We start from the raw sequence: 17,261 nt of genomic DNA, 5'->3' as shown, positions 1-17,261 counted from the left end.
CGGATGGGCAATCCCGGTGACATCGCAATCGATCCCGGCGGGATGCGCGACCACGCCGCGAAGGTGGAGGCCGCGATCGCGGGACTCCCCATGGCGCGCGAGGCAGCGCGGTATCTCGCGCACGCCGACGACGGGTACGGGATGCTGGTCGGCCCGTACGCGCGGTCGATCCTGAATCCATTGCACGATCGGATCACCGAGCGCCTGCGCGTCGTCACCGAGGACGCCGAGCAGTTGCCGCCGAAGCTGCGGTTCGCCGCGGACTCGTTCGAGAACCTCGACGAGGGTCGCAAGAACGAGACCGACCGGCAGCGTGAGCAGATCGAACAGAAGGTGTAGCGCATGGGTTTCGACGATGCCGAGGCGCCCGAAGACAACGAGCTGCTGGAGAAGGGCGTCGACCACCGCAACGCCTACTACCAGGAGGACGTGCCGTTCCTGCGGAACGTAGGCATTCCGACCGGCCAGGGGCAGGGCACCGACGCGAACGCGGGAATCTTCGCGGGCACCCCGATCGGTGACCTCTTCGAGGGCGGTCACAAGGTCTTCGCCGGGGCCTCCGCCGGGCCGGGCAAGACGTACGAAGGCGCCATGCAGGTCTGGGCGGGCATCTCCGCCGCGCAGGACGCTTTCGAGATCGCCGGCGATATCGCCAAGGGCATCACTCTCGCGAAGTTCGACCCCTTCGACTATGTGGGTTCGATGCTGATGGGCTGGATGCTCGAGCACGTCGAACCGATGCGGAAAGCCTTGGATTCGCTTGCGGGCAGCAAGGATATGGTCGCCGCGTACTCCGCTTCCTGGCAGGCGACGTCGAAAAAGCTCGCCGAGGTCGCGGACACTTGGAAGAAGGAGATCACCGAAGGTACGGCGGGCTGGGTGGGCGCGACCGCGGACGCCTACCGAACCAAGGCGGATGCCGTGATCGCCGAGATCGTCGGACAGGCCGCGCTCGCCGACCTGTTGAACAAGGTGAACGAGAAGATGTCGAAGATCGTGGAAGGCGTTCGCGGCATCATCACCGAGGTGCTGAACTCGCTGGCCGGAATGCTGCTCGAGATCGCCGCCATCCTCATCGCCTCCGCCGGAACGGCCTCCCCGGCGCTCATCGCCCGTGCCGTGTTCGGCATCTCCACGGCGACCATGACCGTCGCCCAGATGCTTTCGACAATGGCGAGCTCACTGATCGGCTTGGGCGCGCTGGTGCGCAACCTGGCGCAGATCGTCGCCGCGGTCGTGGGTATCGAGAACGAGCTGGCCGAGGCCGGGGTATAGCCGGAAATCGCTCTCAGCCAGGGAATTCGGAAGCGCGGATCGCCGCGACGACGATGTCCGCGACGCCGCGCATGCCCGTGAGCGTCGGGTGGTACGGCACCAGGGTCTCGGTGGCCAGCAGCGGATCGAACCAGCGCACGCCCTCCGGTGCGCACATGTCGTGGCCCGCGGCCGGGGTGCGGGTGTCGATGTAGGTCGCCCTGGATTCCGCTGCCGCCCTGGCGACTACGGAGTTCAAGCGGTCGAAGGCGCGCTGCACGGTGGCCGCGTCCTGGGGCCGCAGGCCCACAAGTTCGGGGCAGCCGCCGTCGCGGACGTACAGCGGCCAACCGTCCACGAACACCTTCGCGTTCGGGGCGAGCGTCGTAATGCGCTGGAGCGCGGCGGAATACGCGCCGGAGATGGCGTCGATCGCGGAATCCCACGCCGGATCGGCGCACACGCCGCCGCGCAGACCGGCCAGGTGACAGGCGACCACGAACCTGGTCATCTCGGTGTCGTTGGCGCCGATGTGCACGGTGACCAGCCGGGTGTTCGGGCCGAGTCCGTCGAATTGCGGTGCGATGCCCGGCCCTTGGCCGGTGGTCAGGTGCGGGATGCGGGCCGAGCTGCAAGTGCGGTCGTCCAGCCGCAGACCGAGATCCGCGGCGACCAGCTTGGGCGTGTTCGCGGTGGAGCGCGCGCACTGCAGCGGGGCGCTCGTGTCGAACCGTTGCACGCCCGTGGTCGCCGCGCCGGAATCACCGAGCGCCACGTATTCGGCGCCGCCGTCGGCGGGTGCGGCCGATGCCGGGGCGAGCGTGGTCGCCGCGAACAAGGTGAGCAGGCCCGCGGCGACGGCGAGGGCGCGCGGGCGGTTCCGGACGGTCGTCATGGCGATGTGGCGCTCCGGGCGGTCGCAGGGACAAAGTGAGACGCGATGGTCTCTGTTTGTGGCCGAGACTACTGCGCCGCGGACCCGGCGCGACCGGTTTTCGGCAACTTCCGGTGGCAGACTGCAGGGATGACGACTTCTGGCTGGGCCGACGTGGACGCCTACCTCGTGGACAATCTGGTGCGGGATCCGGAGACCGAAGCGGCGTTGGCGGCGAATGCCGCGGCGGGGTTGCCCGCCATCGATGTGTCCGCGGCGCAAGGGAAATTCCTGTCGCTGCTCGCCCGCTCGACCGGAGCGCGCCGGGTGCTCGAGATCGGCACGCTGGGCGGGTTCAGCACGATATGGCTGGCGCGCGCGGTCGGGAAGGCGGGCCGCGTGATCACGCTGGAATACGACCCGCGGCACGCGGAGGTGGCGCGCGCGAACCTGGACGAGGCGGGCGTCGGTGATCGGGTGGACATCCGGGTGGGCGCGGCGCTGGAGAGCTTGCCGATTCTGGAGGCCGAGGCGTCCGAGCCGTTCGATTTGGTGTTCATCGACGCCGACAAGGTGAACAACTCGAACTACGTGCGCTGGGCGCTGCGTCTGACCCGTCCCGGTTCCATGATCATCGTCGACAACGTGGTGCGCGGGGGTGCGGTGGCGGACGGCGCGTCGGACGATCCGGCGGTGCGGGCGAGCCGCGAGCTGGTCGAAATGCTCGCCGCCGAGCCGCGTTTGGACGCGACGGTGCTGCAAACGGTCGGCGCGAAGGGGTGGGACGGTTTCGCCTACGCGGTCGTGAACGACTAGGCGTACCTCCGCCTTCGCTCCGGCCATGCGCGGAGTATCGACGGGCTCCGCCCGGCAGCGCCGCTTGTGCGTACCTCCGCGTTCGCTCCGGCCGTGCGCGGATTGTCGACGGGCTCCGCCAGGCAGCGTCGTCGGCCGGTCAGTAGGTCGTCGAGGTGAGGCGCCACGCATCGCGCCCGACCATGTCGAGCACCAGCGCGGCGATGTTCCACGCGTCGTCCTCGCCGCGGTGGTGGCGACCTTCCAGCGGTAGACCCGCGATCCGCAGCGCCCCCGCCATGCCCTGACGGCGCTGGAGTCCGTAGGCCTCCGAGAACACCAGCTTCGCGTTGGTATGCCGTTGCCCGAAGGGATACGCGACACCGGTCCTGGCGCACTGGACGGCGAATTGCTTGCGGTCGTAGTCGCCCCAGCTCGCCCAGGGGCGCGCTCCGGCGTCGTGCTCGGCTGCGAGGGTTCGACAGGCTTCGGCGAACGAGACGCCGGTGTCCACCTCGTCCTGGGTGAGTCCGGTCAGTTCGGTGCAGAAGTCGCTGACCGACGAGCGCTCGGGCCGAACCAGGATGCGGCGCTTGCCGATTCGTTCACGCGCCGCGAGATCGACCACGGTCAGGCCGATCTCGATGATGTCGCTCACCGCGCCCGCCGGGACGCGGCCCGACCAGCACGTCGCCTCGACATCGACGACGTTGAGCAGTGCCGCGTTGTCCTTCATTCTGCCGACATCAGGTCGAGCGAGGGCGACGGCTCCACCGAATTTCGTGTGCCCAGTGGATGCCGTAACACGGTGCGGGTCCGTCGGGACAGCCGTGCGTTCTGCCGCTACTGAGCGCGCTCGAAATCCGTGTAAAGCATTGGCGTGGAATACGTTTCGGGTTCATCGCCGTTCGGCGGCGTCGACGAACTGTTGCAGACCGTCGAGCAAGCGGTGCAGCCCGAATTCGAAGGCGCGGTCGGGATCGTAGGCGGCGCCGTATTCCGCGCCCGCCGTGCCGCCCACGCGAACGGCGGTGGGGAACCGGTCCGGATCGATGACGCCGGCGAGCGCGGGCTGGTAGGCGTCCCACCACTGCTGGTCGGTGCGGCCGGTCTCGGCTTCGGCGCGGGCGGCGTCGACGGCGGTGCGGGCCGCGCCGCGCACGTAATCGTTGACCAGGGTGACGACGAGGTCCATCTCGGTGTCGGACAGACCGAGATCGTCGACCGCGCGCAGTTCGTAGTCGTATTTGGCGGTGAGGTTCGGCCCGGGGATCGGCCTGCTCGCGGCGATCTGTAGCAGCCACGAATGCGTCAGGTACATGGTCCGATTCGCGCGAGCGATGCCCTCGAGCCGGGGTCGCCAACCGGACGGCGCGTCGTCGGGCATCGGATAGTCGCGGTAGACGCGATCCGCGATCAGATCGAGCAGCTCGGCCTTGCTCGGGACGTACCCGTACAGCGACATCGCGGTGACACCGAGTTCCTCGGCCACCCGGCGAAGCGTGACCGCCGAGAGCCCGTCCGAGTCGGCGAGCCGGATTGCGGTCTCCGCGATGTCGTCGACGGTCAGCTTGGGTTTCGGGCCGCGCCTCGGTCGCGGCGGCAGCCCCCACAGCAGCTCGATCGTGCGCTGGGGATCGCCGCTTCCGCTGTAGTCCATGTCCACATCATCTCCGACGGTCCACGGGCCGGCATTTTGACCCTTGTGAATTCTCTACACCGTATCCTAATCTCGAATTACTTACTTTGTAGAGAGTTTGGAGCGGGTATGGGCGACGTGATCGTCTGCGACCGGGTGCACAAGCGTTATGGCGGCGCCGCGGCGTTGGACGGGTTCGATCTGGCGGTGCCGCAAGGGATGGTCTACGGGCTGCTCGGACCGAACGGTGCGGGCAAGACGACCGCGGTGCGGATCATGACCACCCTCACCCGGCCGGACGCCGGGCGGGTGGAAGTGGCCGGGCTCGACGTCGTGCGAGATGCGGCGCACGCGCGACACCGCATCGGGTCGTCGGTCAACAGGCGGCGGTGGACGAGGTCTTGTCGGGGCGGCAGAACCTCGAAATGTTCGGCCGTCTCTACCATCTCGGCGCCGCCCGCGCCCGCGACCGCGCCGCGGAATTGCTGGAGTGGTTCGGATTGGCCGACACCGGTGACAAACCGGTCGAGCAGTACTCCGGCGGAATGCGGCGGCGGCTCGATCTGGCCGCGGGCTTCCTCGTCGCACCCGCGGTGCTGTTCCTCGACGAGCCGACCACCGGGCTGGACCCGCACAATCGCAACCAGGTGTGGGAAGCGGTCCGCGGTTTGGTCGCCGCCGGTACGACCGTCCTGCTGACGACGCAGTACCTCGAAGAGGCCGACCAACTGGCGGCGCGGATCTCGGTGGTGAACCGCGGGCGCGTCATCGCCACCGGCAGTCCGCGCGAGCTGAAGTCCCGGCTCGGCGGCGACCGGATCGACGTCGTCACACGGGACAGCGGCGATCTCGGTGCGGCGGCCGATCTGATGCGGACGCGGTTGCGCGCCGCGCCGACGGTCGATCCCGACGCCCGCCGGATCAGCGCCCCGGTCGACGACGCCGTCGCCGGGCTCACCGACATCGCCCAAGCCCTACGGGACGCGCGCATTCCGGTCGAGGACCTCGCCGTGCGCCGTCCCACTCTCGACGAAGTCTTCCTGCACCTGACCACCGAGGAGTCTCGAGTATGACCATCTCCACCGTGCGAATCACCCCGTCGGCCAACGCTTCCCGGCTCCGCGCGCTAGGGTGAGTGCTCGCCGACGCGGGCACGATCGCCCGCCGCGACCTCGCGCACTGGCGGCGCAAGCCGGGTGCGGTCGTCACCAACACCCTGGTGTTCCCGATCATGATCGTGCTCATGTTCGGGTACCTGCTCGGCGGCGCCATGACCGTCCCCGGTGGCGGCAGCTATCGCGAATTCCTGCTGCCGGGCATGTTCGCCATGACCATGGTCTTCGGTATCGGCGCCACCATGGTCGCGGTCGGCTCCGACGCCGCGCGCGGCATCACCGACCGGTTCCGTTCCATGCCGGTGTCGTCGTCGGCCGTGGTGCTCGGCCGCGCGTGCGCCGACATGCTCGAGTCCGCGGTCGCGCTGGCCGTGTTGCTCTGCTGCGGGCTGGCCATCGGGTGGCACCCGCACAACGGGCTCCCCGCCGCCGCCGCGGCCGTCGGGCTGCTGTTGCTGCTGCGCTTCGCCTTCTTGTGGATCGGCGTCTACCTCGGGCTGCTCTGCTACGGCAATCCGGAAGCCGTCACCGCCGTGCGCACCCTCGAATTCCCGATCGGCTTCCTCGCCAACCCGTTCGTCGCCATCGCCACCATGCCCGCGTGGCTCGGCGCCATCGCCGCATGGAACCCGTTGTCCGCCACCACGACCGCCGCGCGCGAACTGTTCGGCAATCCCACCGGAAACGACCACACCTGGGTCGCCGAGCACGCGATCCTCATGGCCGTCGTCTGGCCGCTGGTCTTGATCGCGATCTTCCTGCCGCTGTCCGTCCACCGCTTCCGGCGGCTGAGCAGGTGACGGATCAGGAGGTGATCTCCGCTCCGGCGACTCAGGCGGACTTGGGCAGCCCGGCCAGGGCGCGGATGGCGTCGGTCAGTGAGATCGGGTGGTCGTGTTCGATGGCGGCGAGCCCGGTCTCCAACAGTTGGCGCATCAGCATGGATTGGGTGATGCCGCGATCGGCGGCCGCGGCTTTGATCCGCGCGTCGAGGTCCGTCGGCATCTTCAGCGACCGCGACACCATGATGCCCTCGGGGCCGGGCGTCGGGGGCAGCTCGACCGGTTCGTCGGTGTACTCCAGACGTGCGGCGAGAGCGGCCATCTCTTCGGGGGTGTCGGGCCATTCGGTGCTGCTCATCGCGTCTTCTCCCACTTGCTGAATTCCTGGAGTTGATCCGGCGTCATCGGCTGGGCGGCGACGATCTGATGATCGAAGCCGTCCGACGCCCGCAGGGTGACGATCAACGGCCGCCCGTCGTCGGTGCGACCCCAGATCGTCAGCGCCGACAACCCGGTCACCGGATCGACGCCACGTCGCGGCCAACGACGATCGGCATACAGCACCTCGATCACCTCGTGGCGCTCGACTCCGGCCAACGCCAGAACCGTGACAATGCCGTACCACCACTCGTAGGCCACGTCCCGATCCTACCGTCTCGGTACCACGCGCGTGGTACCTCCTGGCCCGCCCGGTTCCTGCGGTCTACGGCAGGCCCGTGAGCAGCGAGGCGGGCGGGCTGCCGGAACGGTGGGCGGACGGGTCTGCGGAGGCGGGCCACGAGTCAGGGGATGAGCACGACTTTGCCAATCGTGGCGCGGGTTTCGATCGCGCGATGCGCTCCTGCCGCGTCCGCGAGGTCGAAGCGGTGCAGCGCGGGGCGCAAGCGCCCGGCGGCCGCCTCCGCCATGGCGCGGTCCTCGAGGACGCGGATGTCGCCGCCGACCGGCCGCAGCATGGGCGGCCCGAGGACGACCTGCGAGGTGATGCCCCGCGCGATCAGCTCGTCCTCGGTGACGGTCGGCGCGGTGCCGTCGTTCGGCCCCTTTCCGGCGAAACCGTAGACCAGGTGGCTCCCGCCCTTGGCGAGGAGATCGACGGCGGCCCTTGCGGTTTCGCCGCCGACGGCGTCGAAGACGAGGGTCGCGGCGCGGTCGCCGAGCTGGGCGCGCACCCGTTCGGGCCAGTCCGGCAGCAGGTAGTCGACGGCGATGTCGGCGCCGTTGCCGGCTACCCGCGCCACCTTCGTCGTTCCACCCGCGAGCCCGATCACGGTGGCGCCCAACGCTTTCAGAGACTGCACCAGCAGGGTTCCGATGCCGCCCGCGGCGGCGGTCACCACCGCGACGCTGTCCGGGCCGACCTCGGCGAATTGCAGGATGCCCATGGCGGTCCGCCCGGTGCCGATCATCGCGACCGCTTCGGCGGGACCGAGATTCTCCGGAATCATGTGCAGGCGAGCCACATCCACGACGGCGAGTTCGGCATACCCGCCCGGCGCCGAACCGAGGTGGGCGACCACCGGCTTCCCGAGCCAGTCGGGGTCGACGTCCGCGCCGACCCGATCGACCACGCCCGCGACCTCCCGGCCCGGCACGGTCGGCAGCTCGGGCAGCGGATAGGGCCCCGGCGCGCCGCGGCGCAGCGCGGTGTCGACGACGTGCACCCCGGCCGCGGCGACCGCGACGCGGACTTGGCCGGGCCCAGGGTCGGGATCGGGGAGGGTGTCGTAGCGGAGGTTCTCGGCGGGCCCGAAGGCGTGCAGTCGGATCGCGTGCATGGTGCTCACCCTGCAACCTCGAGCCAGGTTGGGGTCAAGCCGTGCGGTGCCGAACCCGCGCCGCGAATCCGTCGCACAGCGCGTCGAGCCCGGAGAACAACAGATCCTCGGAGGTGAGATCGCTGACACCCGCGCCTTGCAGCTCGGCGAGCGCGGCGGGAACCGGCCCGTTCGGCGTGCCCTCCAGCAGTGCGCGCAGACCGTTGTCGCCGTCGGTCTCGATGCCCTTTCGCGTCATCAGCGCCGAGCTGATCTGCGGCAGAGTCGCGCCCGAGATGTAGTTCCACACCGAGAACGCCATCTGCATGGCCTCGCGCGGCGAGACGTCCAGCTCGCGAAATCCCTCGACCAGCCAGGCCAGGCAGGCCATGCTGTGCGGGCCGAAGCTGTAGCGGGGCATCGCGAAGGTCAGGATGACCCAGGGGTGGCGCTGGTAGAGGTCCCAGTCGATCTCGGCCGCGATGTGAACCCGGTCGCGCCAGGTCCAGCCCCGGCCTTCGGCCGACGGATAGGGATGGCGGCGGGTGACTTCGTCGGTCATCGCCGCGATCAGCTCGTCCTTGTTGGCGATGTGCCGGTACAGCGACATCGCGCCGACACCCATCCGGTCGGCGATGCGGCGCATGGACACCGCGTCGAGTCCCTCGTCGTCCGCGAGCGCGATCGCGGTGTCGACGATGGCGACGCGGTTCAGCTTCGGCTCGGTCATCCCATGACTCGCTTTCGGTTCCGGGCCCGGATGCGTACACTGTACCCGGACTCATGCGTACGGCGTACGCGACACGGGAGAGGAAATCGGGATGACAGACCTGGAGACAGTGCGGCCCGCGCACGGGTCGTCCGTCGCTGTCGGCTCACGGCGCGCCTGGCTCGGGCTCGCGGTGCTGCTGCTGCCGGTGCTGCTGGTGTCGATGGACATCTCGGTGCTGTTCCTGGCCATGCCCACCCTCACCGTCGACCTCGACCCGTCCGCGGCCCAGCAGCTGTGGATTCTCGACATCTACGGCTTCCTCATCGCCGGCCTGCTGATCACCATGGGCAATCTCGGCGACCGGATCGGGCGCCGCAACATCCTGCTGATCGGCGCCACCGTGTTCGGCATCGCCTCGGTGCTCGCGGCCTTCGCGCCCACTGCTGGCGTGCTGATCGCGGCACGGGCGCTGATGGGCATCGGCGGCGCGACGCTGCTGCCGTCCAGCCTCGCGCTGATCTCCAGCCTCTTCCCCGACGCGCGCGAGCGGGCCGCCGCGATCGGCGTGTGGACGGCGTTCTTCGCGGGCGGCTCCGCGGTCGGCCCGATCATCGGCGGACTGCTGCTGCACCACTTCTGGTGGGGCGCGGTCTTTCTCATCAACATTCCGGTGCTGCTGATCCTGCTGGCATTCGGGCCGTTCCTGTTGCCCGAGCACCGCTCGGGAGCGCTCGGCCCGCTGGATCTGCCGAGCGTCGCGCTGTCCATCGGCGGCATCCTTCCGGTGGTCTACGCCGTCAAGCACGCCGCCTCGGAAGGCGTCGACGCGGCCGGCATCGTCATCGGAGTGATCGGCGTCGCGGTGCTGACCGTCTTCGTGCGCAGGCAGCGCACGCTCGCCGAACCGCTGCTCGACCTGCGGCTCTTCCGGCGCGCCCAGTTCTCCGTCGCCATCGGCTCCAGCCTGGTCGGCATGATGTCGCTGGCGGCGCTGAGCTACCTCACCAGCGTCTACCTGCAATCGGTCACCGGCCGCGACCCCCTCGCCGCCGCATTGCTCGGTATACCGATGGCGGTCGCGGTGTTCATCTGCTCGATGAGCGGCGCGCGCGTCGGACAGCGGATCGGCGTCCGTGCCACCTTCGTGCTCGCGCTGCTCGCGTCCGCGCTGGGCAATCTGCTGCTGCTCGGTGTCGGCGTGGACGGCGGTGTCGGCTGGTACCTGGTGGGCTCGACCATCGCGGGCGTGGGTTACGGCCTGGCATTCACCCTGGTCTCCGATGTCGCCGTGTCGTCGGTGCCGCCGGAGCGGGCGGGCTCGGCGGTCGGCATCTCGGAGACGAGCTTCGAACTCGGCAACGCGCTCGGGCTCGCGCTGCTCGGCTCGCTCGCGGCGCTGGTCTTCCGTTCCGGCGGCGACTACGACTCGACGCTGGGCGAGACCATCCAGCACGCCGGCGCCGACAAGGAACTGGTGCACAGTGCGGCGGCCTCGTTCGTGGACGGTATGCACGTCGCGACGACCGCGGGTGCGGGTCTGCTGGTGCTGATGGCGATCGTGGCCTGGGTGGCGACCCGGCGGCCCGCGCGCGCCGGGTGAGCGACTGCGGAATTCAGCGGCCGAACACGCCGGCCAGTATCTCGGCGGCCCACCGGTTGACCGGCGTGACCACGTTGCCGTGCACCCAGCGCACCGGACGCACGACCACCGCGACCCAGGCCGCCGCCAAGGCGAGCAGCAGCGGACGCAACACGCTGCGGTAGACGAAACGGCACGGCACCACGACCAACACCCCGACGATGACGGTCGCCACCCGCCACGCGTAGCTCAGCACCGTGCGCGACAGCGCCCACAGGGGACGCAGCACCCAGCGCCACAGCTGGACCAGCGGCCAGACCACGAACCACTTGCCGAGCCAGTACGCCGTCGCGAGCAGCAGGCCGATCAGCGGTTCCAGCACCGCCCGCCACAACCACGCCAGCGCGGGTCGCAACAGCGCGCGCCACAGCCAGCGCTCGATGGCCTGGCGGAGCGGGCGCAGGAAGTAGTCGAGCAGCACCGCGACCAACGGCGTCAGCACCAGGCCCCACAGCACGTGCTGCAGCACCCAACCCCAGAGAAAGTCCTTGAAGAACAGCCAGATCGGACGGATCACCCAGTACCAGACGAACCGGGCCACGGGCGCGAGCAGGCGGGTGACGACGTAGGAGAAGGCCGCGGCGAGCAGTCGCCCGAGCAGTCGCACGCCTTCCCAGAGCAGGCGAACGGGAACGAGCAGCACGACGGCGATCACCCTGGCGATCCAGGCGCCGAGCCCCGCGGGGCGGGGAGGTTGGGACGACATCGTCGAATCCTCTCGCACCGACCGGCTGCGGCGCCGCCGGGTTTCTACGCTTTGTGCCGGGTAGAAACCCCCAGCGCGCCATACATTGGTGGGGTGTCCGAGACTCAGCCCACCCGAAACGGGCGACCGCTCGCCGAGCGGGTGGCCGCCAAGCTGCTCTACCCGCACTCGCGCCCGTCCGGTGAAGACCTGCGCGCCGCGGTCTCCGGACGCAACGTGCTGGTGACCGGTGCGTCGCACGGGATCGGCAAAGCCAGCGCGCGCAAGCTCGCCGCCGCGGGCGCGACGGTGCTGCTGGTCGCCCGGTCCGCCACCGAACTCCAACGACTGGCCGCCGAGATCACCGCCGCGGGCGGCGCCGCGCACGTCTATCCGACCGACATGACCGACATGGAGGCGGTGGACCGCCTCGCCGCCGAGCTGCTCGCCGCGCACGGCCACATCGATGTGCTGATCAACAACGCGGGCAAGTCGATTCGCCGTCCGATCGACGAATCATACGATCGTTTCCACGATTTCACCCGGACCATCGACGTGAACTACCTCGGTCCGGTCCGCCTGCTGCTTTCCCTGTTGCCTGCCATGCGATCTCGGGGCAGCGGGCACATCGTCAACATGTCCACTTGGGGTGTTTTGATGCCGCCCGCCCCGCGGTGGGCCGCTTACGGTGCGTCGAAAGCGGCATTCGACGTGTGGCTGCGCAGCGTCGCCGCCGAGATCGCCGCCGACGGACTGACCACCACGTCGATCTACATGCCGCTCGTGCACACCAGGATGAGCGCGCCCACCGACTTCAGCAGGGTGCCCGGGCTCACCGTCGACGAGGCGTCGGACCTCGTTTGTCACGCCGTCACCGCCAAGCCGTCCGACATCGCGCCGTGGTGGTCGGCGCCCGTTCAGGCCTGGACCAACCTCACCAGAAGCCACGCCCAGCGTTTCTGGGCCCGCACCTACCGTCGCGGCGACGCGTAGGGTCGAACGATGCGGCAGACAGGTGCGACCAGCCCGGCGATGCTGTTCGCCCTGGCCGACTCGCGGCTGCCGATCGGCGGTCACGTGCACTCGGGCGGCGTCGAAGAGGCCGTCGCCGCCGGGCTGGTGCGCGACATCGCGACCGTCGAGGCGTATCTGCGCCGCCGCGTGCGCACCTCCGGCCTGGTCGCCGCCTCGCTGGCCGCCGCGGTGTGCGCGGGCGATCTCGACCCGCACCGCGCGGACGCCGAGGCCGACGCCCGTACGCCGTCGCCCGCCGTGCGTGCCGCCTCCCGCGCGCAGGGTCGCGGTCTGTTGCGATTGGCCAAACAGGTATGGCCACACCATGATTGGACCGAGCTCGCGGCGCGTCCGCACCTGTCCACGGTGTTCGGCGCGGTCGGTCGCGCCTGCGCGGTGACCCCGCGCGAGACGGCCGACGTCGTCGTCTACACCACGCTCACCGGCGCCGCCACCGCCGCCCAGCGGTTGCTCGCGCTCGATCCCGCGGCCATCGCCGCCTGCACCGTCCGGCTGGCCGAGCTCTGTGACCGCACCGCCGCCGAGGCGGCCGAGGGTCTCGCCGCGCTGTCGGATCCGCTGCAAGACGCGCTCGCCGAGCGACACCGGCGCCGCGCCATGCCGCTGTTCGCAAGCTGACCCCCGTTCCCGACAGAAGGAGATGCCGCATGCCACCGCACCTGATCGACGGTGAACCGCACCATCATTCGCACGACCGGCCGAAACGGGAGCGCACGCCGGGGGAGCCGCTGCGCATCGGGATCGGCGGCCCGGTCGGCTCGGGCAAGACGGCACTGGTCGCGGCGCTGTGCAGGCAGCTGCGCGGGGAACTGTCGCTCGCCGTGCTGACCAACGACATCTACACCACCGAGGACGCCGACTTCCTGCGCCGCCACGCGGTGCTGCCGGACGAGCGGATCACCGCCGTGCAGACCGGCGGCTGCCCGCACACCGCCATCCGCGACGACATCACCGCCAACCTGGACGCCATCGACGACCTGATCGCGGCCAACCCGCCGCTGGATCTGATCCTGGTGGAATCCGGCGGCGACAACCTCACGGCGACGTTTTCCTCCGGCCTGATCGACGTGCAGATCTTCGTCGTCGACGTGGCGGGCGGCGACAAGGTGCCGCGCAAGGGCGGGCCCGGCGTCACCTTCTCGGATCTGTTGGTGGTCAACAAAACCGACCTCGCCCCACTGGTCGGCGCCGACCTCGGCGTGATGGAGCGCGATGCCGCCAAGGTCCGCGAGGGCAGGCCGACCGCCCTGCTCTCACTGACTGAGGACCCGGCCGCAACCCCGGTGCTGGCCTGGGTGCGCGAACAACTCGCCGCACTGGTTCACCACGACGCCGCGCCGGGCGAACATCATGCCGGGCCGGATCGAGAGGACGCCGCGTCGGGCGAGCGCGATGCAGCGCCGGGGCGAAAGCTCGCCGTATCGGGCGAACGCGGGGCCGCAGCAAGCGAACCGAATCGCGGTACGGGAGACGCGGCGACCATTGCGCACTGACCTGAGGATCGTCGCGGCGGCGGGCACGCTCCCGGAAATCCACGCGTCCGGCGGACTTGCCGCGCGCCGGACCGGTCAGCACACCGTGCACCTGATCGGCACCGCCGCCACCCCGCTGGGCGGCGACGAACTGCACATCTCGGTCACGGTCGGCCCGGGTGCGCGGCTCGCCCTTCGCTCGGTCGCGGCGACCATCGCGTTGCCGGGCGTGACGACCCGAATCTCGTTCGCGCGGTGGGTTTTCGAAGTAGCCGAAGGCGGCGAGCTGGACGTGGAGACCGAGCCGCTCATCGTGGCGGGCGGTGCGGACCACCGGGCGGTCACCACCGCCCGGCTCGCGGCCGACGCCCGTCTCCGACTACGCGAACGCGTCCAGATCGGACGAGCGGGCGAGGATATCGGCCTGTGGCGCGGCGATCTGATCGCCGACCTGGACGACCTCCCGCTGCTGCGCCACCGGCTCGAGCTCGGTTCGGGCACCGCCACCGACGACGCGCTCTCGGCGCCGCGCGCCCTCGACAGCGAACTCGTCTATCCCGACGATCGTCCGGTCGAGACCCTCGGACCACACGCGACGCGCCTGCCCCTCGCCGCCGGCGGAAGCCTGTTCACAGCGGTGGGATCGCGGCTGGCCACCACTGCGAGCCCGCGAACCCCGAGAGGCGCAGTGGTTTCGGTGCCCGCCACCGCGTGAGGTGCAACCGAACCGGCTGGACCGCAGGGTCTTTCAGACCCGGCGCGGTCCTGGCACCAGGCTCCGGGGCGAAACCGAAAGGGCGGGGCTCCGACATGGTGTCGAAACCCCGCCCCGTGCTCTGACCTCCGGCAAACCTTTCCCGGTGGCCGGAGGCGTCTTCCGCGCGTTCAGTCGCCGACGACCCGCGAAGGGGCGTTGAAGGCGGAGACCGCGCCGACAGCCGCACCGGCAGCCGCGCCGACCATGGCTGCCGGAATGGTGATCACCGCGGCGCCGAAGGCCGCGCCGAGCGCCGGGCCCGCGACGAGACCGACGGGCATGAACGCCAGACCGGTCACCAAGCCGACCGTTCCGCCGACCATCGCCGAGGTGAGCGCGAACGGTGCCGCCGAGGCCGCACCCGCCACCGCGCCCATGGCCGCGGTGCCGACGGTCTGACCGGCGATGCGGTCGGACCGGCTGCGCTCCATGCCGATCGAGTCGAGGAACGTCGCGAGATTCGCCTCGATCATGGCGGAGTTGTCGTTGATCTGGATCGCCTGTTCGGTGTTGATCCAGTCGGGTGTGGGAACGGTGACGTCACCGAAGCGGAACTGCCCCGGGGGCGGCGCGATCGGCGGCACCGGTACGACCGGAACCGGCGGGTGCAGCACACCGACCGGCGCGAGGTAGCTCCGATCCGGCGCGGGCCGCGACCACTGCAGCGAGCTGCGAGTGTTGTCGGGGATGTCGAGGCCCTCGTACGGAACGGCATTGGGCGCGGCGGCCGCGGGCCACTGCGCCGGCTGTTCGGGCTGGGTGACCGGATTCGTCTCCGCGGGCTCGGCATTCGCGGTTCCGGTGCCGACGAGCGCCAACACCAGCGGAACAGCACCCGCCGCGACCATCGAGCCCACCTTCTGCCGCTGCGGGTTGGGAGCTCTGTGCTTGCCTGTGGCCATACTCACCTTTCTTCGTAGCTGACATGCTCGACGTTCCACATTCGGACCCACGGGCCGCACGGATTGGTGGAAAGGCGCACAGGACAGGTGAGTTGACGTTGCTAGCGGATTGCTGGACACGGAAAAGCCCGCCACCCGACGGTTTGTCGAATGGCGGGCCGGTGTCATCCCCGCTGGACAGAAACTCCGGAAATATCAGGAGACCGCGCGGTCTGTCGCCGCTTTGCCCGGCGCGCGACCGTTGCTCGCGGGCGGCGCGCCGAGCGCGGCCGCGAGTTCGTCGGCTTCTTCCTGATCCTCGTTGACCTGTTCCAAGGCGAGCCGGGCGAACACCCACTGCTCGGTGGCGGCCATCTGGCCGCGGGTGCGGCCGAGGAACGTGACGAACCACTGGATCACCGTGATGATCCGGCTGCGGTAGCCGACCAGGTAGTACAGGTGCAGCGCGAGCCAGGCCAGCCACGCGATGAAGCCGCCGAACTCCAGCTTGCCGACCTGGCAGACGGCGCTGAACCGCGACACGGTGGCCATGCTGCCCTTGTTGAAGTACTTGAACGGCTTGCGTTCCGCGGGCGCCTGGCCCTTGAGCCCGGCCTTGATCTGCTTGGCGGCGTAGGTCGCGCCCTGGATCGCGCCCTGCGCCTGACCCGGCACGCCGGGCACGGCCATCAGGTCACCGACCACGAAGACGTTGGGGTGGCCCTTGATGGTGAGATCGGGTTCCACGATGACGCGCCCGGCCCGGTCCACCTCGGTGCCCTCGGAGCGTTCGGCGAGCATCTTGCCCAGCGGGCTCGCCTGCACGCCCGCCGACCAGACCTTGCACGCGGATTCGATCCGGCGGATCGTGCCGTCGGCGTCCTTCACCGTGACGCCGTGCGCGTCGATGTCGGTGACCATGGCGTTGAGCTGGATCTCCACGCCCATGTTCTCGAGCCTGCGCTGCGCCTTGCCGCCCAGCTTCGGACCCATCGGGCCGAGCACCGCGCCCGCGCCCTCGATCAGGATGACCCGTGCGTCGCGCGGATCGATGTTGTGGAAGGTGCCCTCGAGCGTGCGGTCGGCGAGTTCGGCGATCTGCCCGGCCAATTCGACGCCCGTCGGTCCGGCGCCGATCACGACGAAGGTGAGCAACCGGTCGCGCAATTCCTGGGTGGTCGCCAGTTCCGCGCCCTCGAACGCGCCGAGGATGCGGCCGCGCAGCTCCAGCGCGTCATCGATCGTCTTCATGCCGGGGGCGTAGGTGGCGAACTGGTCGTTGCCGAAGTACGACTGCTGCGCGCCGGTGGCGACGATCAGGCTGTCGAACGGCGTGACGGTGTTCTGGTTCAGCAGTCGCGAGGTGACCGTCTTCTCGGCTAGGTCGATATCGATGACATCACCTAGCAGCACCTGGCAGTTGCGCTGCTTTCTGAGCACGAGCCGGGTCGCGGGCGCGATCTCGCCGACCGAGAGGATGCCGGTGGCGACCTGGTAGAGCAGCGGCTGGAACAGGTGCGTGGAGGTCTTGGAGATCAGGGTGATGTCCACGTCGGCTCGCTTGAGGTGCTTGGCGCCGAACAGGCCGCCGAAGCCCGAGCCGATCACCACCACCTTGTGACGACGGTTCTCGACAGACTGAGTGCTCATCGTCCTGCTCCTCGACAGTCGGGGGGCTCGTTCCCCCGCGAACGGTTACCGACAACGTTCAACCGTAGTCGGCCCGCCCTGGACCGTCACGACGAGATCCCCGATCCGGGTGTGTTGTCGTGCGAAGCCTCACCGTCGGCGGGCGGCGGAAGTGAAGGTGGCGGCGCTCGATCCGCCTGAACGATTGCGAAGAAGAGAATACGATGAATGCTGT

At 69.7% G+C, this 17,261-nt stretch carries 18 protein-coding genes and 2 pseudogenes; 10 read left to right on the top strand and 10 right to left on the bottom strand.

The features are described from left to right. The first annotated feature begins 3 nt into the window (after positions 1-3). Both FB390_RS25185 and FB390_RS25180 read left to right on the top strand, forming a co-directional pair. A complete protein-coding gene (locus FB390_RS25185) occupies positions 4-339 on the top strand; it encodes a type VII secretion target (RefSeq protein ID WP_141811174.1) in 336 nt (111 codons plus the stop codon). A gap of 3 nt (positions 340-342) precedes the next feature. After that, on the top strand, positions 343-1,275 hold the full coding sequence (locus FB390_RS25180; RefSeq protein ID WP_141811173.1) for a hypothetical protein: 933 nt from the start codon (positions 343-345) through the stop codon (positions 1,273-1,275). Between the two features lie 13 nt (positions 1,276-1,288). Here FB390_RS25180 and FB390_RS25175 read toward each other — a convergent pair whose 3' ends face one another. Further along, positions 1,289-2,149, bottom strand: coding sequence for an SGNH/GDSL hydrolase family protein (locus FB390_RS25175; protein WP_141811172.1), 861 nt, complete (start codon positions 2,147-2,149; stop codon positions 1,289-1,291). Positions 2,150-2,278: 129 nt separating this feature from the next. Here FB390_RS25175 and FB390_RS25170 point away from each other — a divergent pair, with 129 nt between their 5' ends. After that, the gene (locus FB390_RS25170) at positions 2,279-2,944 is read left to right on the top strand and encodes an O-methyltransferase (protein ID WP_141811171.1); all 666 of its coding nucleotides are present in this window, start codon (positions 2,279-2,281) and stop codon (positions 2,942-2,944) included. Positions 2,945-3,083: 139 nt separating this feature from the next. Here the strand turns inward: FB390_RS25170 and FB390_RS25165 are convergent, their stop codons facing one another. Continuing rightward, entirely contained in the window at positions 3,084-3,659 is a 576-nt protein-coding gene (locus FB390_RS25165; protein ID WP_141811170.1) for a 3'-5' exonuclease, read from the bottom strand. A 162-nt stretch (positions 3,660-3,821) separates the two neighbouring features. After that, complete coding sequence (locus FB390_RS25160) at positions 3,822-4,583, bottom strand: TetR/AcrR family transcriptional regulator (protein ID WP_141811169.1); 762 nt, start codon at positions 4,581-4,583, stop codon at positions 3,822-3,824. 108 nt (positions 4,584-4,691) lie between these two features. Between FB390_RS25160 and FB390_RS25155 the strand changes: the two are divergent. Both FB390_RS25155 and FB390_RS25150 read left to right on the top strand, forming a co-directional pair. Continuing rightward, positions 4,692-5,635, top strand: a pseudogene (locus tag FB390_RS25155) (ATP-binding cassette domain-containing protein). 62 nt (positions 5,636-5,697) lie between these two features. Next, a complete protein-coding gene (locus FB390_RS25150; RefSeq protein WP_141811168.1) occupies positions 5,698-6,477 on the top strand; it encodes an ABC transporter permease in 780 nt (259 codons plus the stop codon). 31 nt (positions 6,478-6,508) lie between these two features. On the opposite strand, the gene FB390_RS25145 is transcribed toward FB390_RS25150, so the two are convergent. The 4 genes from FB390_RS25145 to FB390_RS25130 all read right to left on the bottom strand — a co-directional run bounded on the left by FB390_RS25145 (position 6,509) and on the right by FB390_RS25130 (position 8,946). Further along, complete coding sequence (locus FB390_RS25145; protein ID WP_141811167.1) at positions 6,509-6,817, bottom strand: ribbon-helix-helix domain-containing protein; 309 nt, start codon at positions 6,815-6,817, stop codon at positions 6,509-6,511. Beyond that, a complete protein-coding gene (locus FB390_RS25140; protein WP_246124204.1) occupies positions 6,814-7,098 on the bottom strand; it encodes a hypothetical protein in 285 nt (94 codons plus the stop codon). Before FB390_RS25140 ends, FB390_RS25145 begins: the two co-directional genes overlap by 4 nt. A 143-nt stretch (positions 7,099-7,241) precedes the next feature. Then, positions 7,242-8,237 (bottom strand): zinc-binding dehydrogenase, encoded by a 996-nt coding sequence (locus FB390_RS25135; RefSeq protein ID WP_141812020.1) that lies wholly within the window; start codon positions 8,235-8,237, stop codon positions 7,242-7,244. A 34-nt stretch (positions 8,238-8,271) separates the two neighbouring features. Continuing rightward, positions 8,272-8,946 carry a TetR/AcrR family transcriptional regulator gene (locus tag FB390_RS25130; RefSeq protein ID WP_141811166.1) on the bottom strand — a complete coding sequence of 225 codons (675 nt, stop codon included), beginning with the start codon at positions 8,944-8,946 and terminating at the stop codon, positions 8,272-8,274. 91 nt (positions 8,947-9,037) lie between these two features. Here FB390_RS25130 and FB390_RS25125 point away from each other — a divergent pair, with 91 nt between their 5' ends. Then, complete coding sequence (locus FB390_RS25125; RefSeq protein WP_141811165.1) at positions 9,038-10,528, top strand: MFS transporter; 1,491 nt, start codon at positions 9,038-9,040, stop codon at positions 10,526-10,528. A 13-nt stretch (positions 10,529-10,541) separates the two neighbouring features. Here FB390_RS25125 and FB390_RS25120 read toward each other — a convergent pair whose 3' ends face one another. Further along, on the bottom strand, positions 10,542-11,273 hold the full coding sequence (locus FB390_RS25120) for a hypothetical protein (protein WP_141811164.1): 732 nt from the start codon (positions 11,271-11,273) through the stop codon (positions 10,542-10,544). 93 nt (positions 11,274-11,366) lie between these two features. On the opposite strand from FB390_RS25120, the gene FB390_RS25115 reads away from it, so the two are divergent. From FB390_RS25115 to FB390_RS25100, 4 genes and pseudogenes are all read left to right on the top strand, one after another. After that, on the top strand, positions 11,367-12,245 hold the full coding sequence (locus FB390_RS25115) for an SDR family NAD(P)-dependent oxidoreductase (protein WP_246124203.1): 879 nt from the start codon (positions 11,367-11,369) through the stop codon (positions 12,243-12,245). Between the two features lie 9 nt (positions 12,246-12,254). After that, on the top strand, positions 12,255-12,905 hold the full coding sequence (locus FB390_RS25110) for an urease accessory protein UreF (RefSeq protein ID WP_141811163.1): 651 nt from the start codon (positions 12,255-12,257) through the stop codon (positions 12,903-12,905). A gap of 29 nt (positions 12,906-12,934) precedes the next feature. Beyond that, positions 12,935-13,606, top strand: a pseudogene (ureG, locus tag FB390_RS25105) (urease accessory protein UreG); the annotation flags it as partial. Between the two features lie 163 nt (positions 13,607-13,769). Further along, positions 13,770-14,474, top strand: coding sequence for an urease accessory protein UreD (locus FB390_RS25100; protein ID WP_141811162.1), 705 nt, complete (start codon positions 13,770-13,772; stop codon positions 14,472-14,474). Positions 14,475-14,644: 170 nt separating this feature from the next. Here the strand turns inward: FB390_RS25100 and FB390_RS25095 are convergent, their stop codons facing one another. Together FB390_RS25095 and FB390_RS25090 are read right to left on the bottom strand one after the other, a co-directional pair. Continuing rightward, the gene (locus FB390_RS25095) at positions 14,645-15,418 is read right to left on the bottom strand and encodes a hypothetical protein (protein WP_246124201.1); all 774 of its coding nucleotides are present in this window, start codon (positions 15,416-15,418) and stop codon (positions 14,645-14,647) included. Between the two features lie 195 nt (positions 15,419-15,613). Next, a complete protein-coding gene (locus FB390_RS25090) occupies positions 15,614-17,047 on the bottom strand; it encodes an NAD(P)/FAD-dependent oxidoreductase (protein ID WP_141811161.1) in 1,434 nt (477 codons plus the stop codon). Positions 17,048-17,261: the final 214 nt, after the last annotated feature.

Source organism: Nocardia bhagyanarayanae (assembly GCF_006716565.1).
Lineage (GTDB): Bacteria > Actinomycetota > Actinomycetes > Mycobacteriales > Mycobacteriaceae > Nocardia > Nocardia bhagyanarayanae.
This window is presented reverse-complemented; position numbering and strand designations above follow the sequence as displayed.

Bases quoted from the DNA above. Each gene is read 5' to 3' on its own strand.
- FB390_RS25185 (WP_141811174.1), top strand. From the start codon at position 4: ATGGGCAATCCCGGTGACATCGCAATCGATCCCGGCGGGATGCGCGAC.
- FB390_RS25180 (WP_141811173.1), top strand. From the start codon at position 343: ATGGGTTTCGACGATGCCGAGGCGCCCGAAGACAACGAGCTGCTGGAG.
- FB390_RS25175 (WP_141811172.1), bottom strand. From the start codon at position 2,149: ATGACGACCGTCCGGAACCGCCCGCGCGCCCTCGCCGTCGCCGCGGGC.
- FB390_RS25170 (WP_141811171.1), top strand. From the start codon at position 2,279: ATGACGACTTCTGGCTGGGCCGACGTGGACGCCTACCTCGTGGACAAT.
- FB390_RS25165 (WP_141811170.1), bottom strand. From the start codon at position 3,659: ATGAAGGACAACGCGGCACTGCTCAACGTCGTCGATGTCGAGGCGACG.
- FB390_RS25160 (WP_141811169.1), bottom strand. From the start codon at position 4,583: ATGGACTACAGCGGAAGCGGCGATCCCCAGCGCACGATCGAGCTGCTG.
- FB390_RS25145 (WP_141811167.1), bottom strand. From the start codon at position 6,817: ATGAGCAGCACCGAATGGCCCGACACCCCCGAAGAGATGGCCGCTCTC.
- FB390_RS25135 (WP_141812020.1), bottom strand. From the start codon at position 8,237: ATGCACGCGATCCGACTGCACGCCTTCGGGCCCGCCGAGAACCTCCGC.
- FB390_RS25130 (WP_141811166.1), bottom strand. From the start codon at position 8,946: ATGACCGAGCCGAAGCTGAACCGCGTCGCCATCGTCGACACCGCGATC.
- FB390_RS25125 (WP_141811165.1), top strand. From the start codon at position 9,038: ATGACAGACCTGGAGACAGTGCGGCCCGCGCACGGGTCGTCCGTCGCT.
- FB390_RS25120 (WP_141811164.1), bottom strand. From the start codon at position 11,273: ATGTCGTCCCAACCTCCCCGCCCCGCGGGGCTCGGCGCCTGGATCGCC.
- FB390_RS25110 (WP_141811163.1), top strand. From the start codon at position 12,255: ATGCGGCAGACAGGTGCGACCAGCCCGGCGATGCTGTTCGCCCTGGCC.
- FB390_RS25095 (WP_246124201.1), bottom strand. From the start codon at position 15,418: ATGGCCACAGGCAAGCACAGAGCTCCCAACCCGCAGCGGCAGAAGGTG.
- FB390_RS25090 (WP_141811161.1), bottom strand. From the start codon at position 17,047: ATGAGCACTCAGTCTGTCGAGAACCGTCGTCACAAGGTGGTGGTGATC.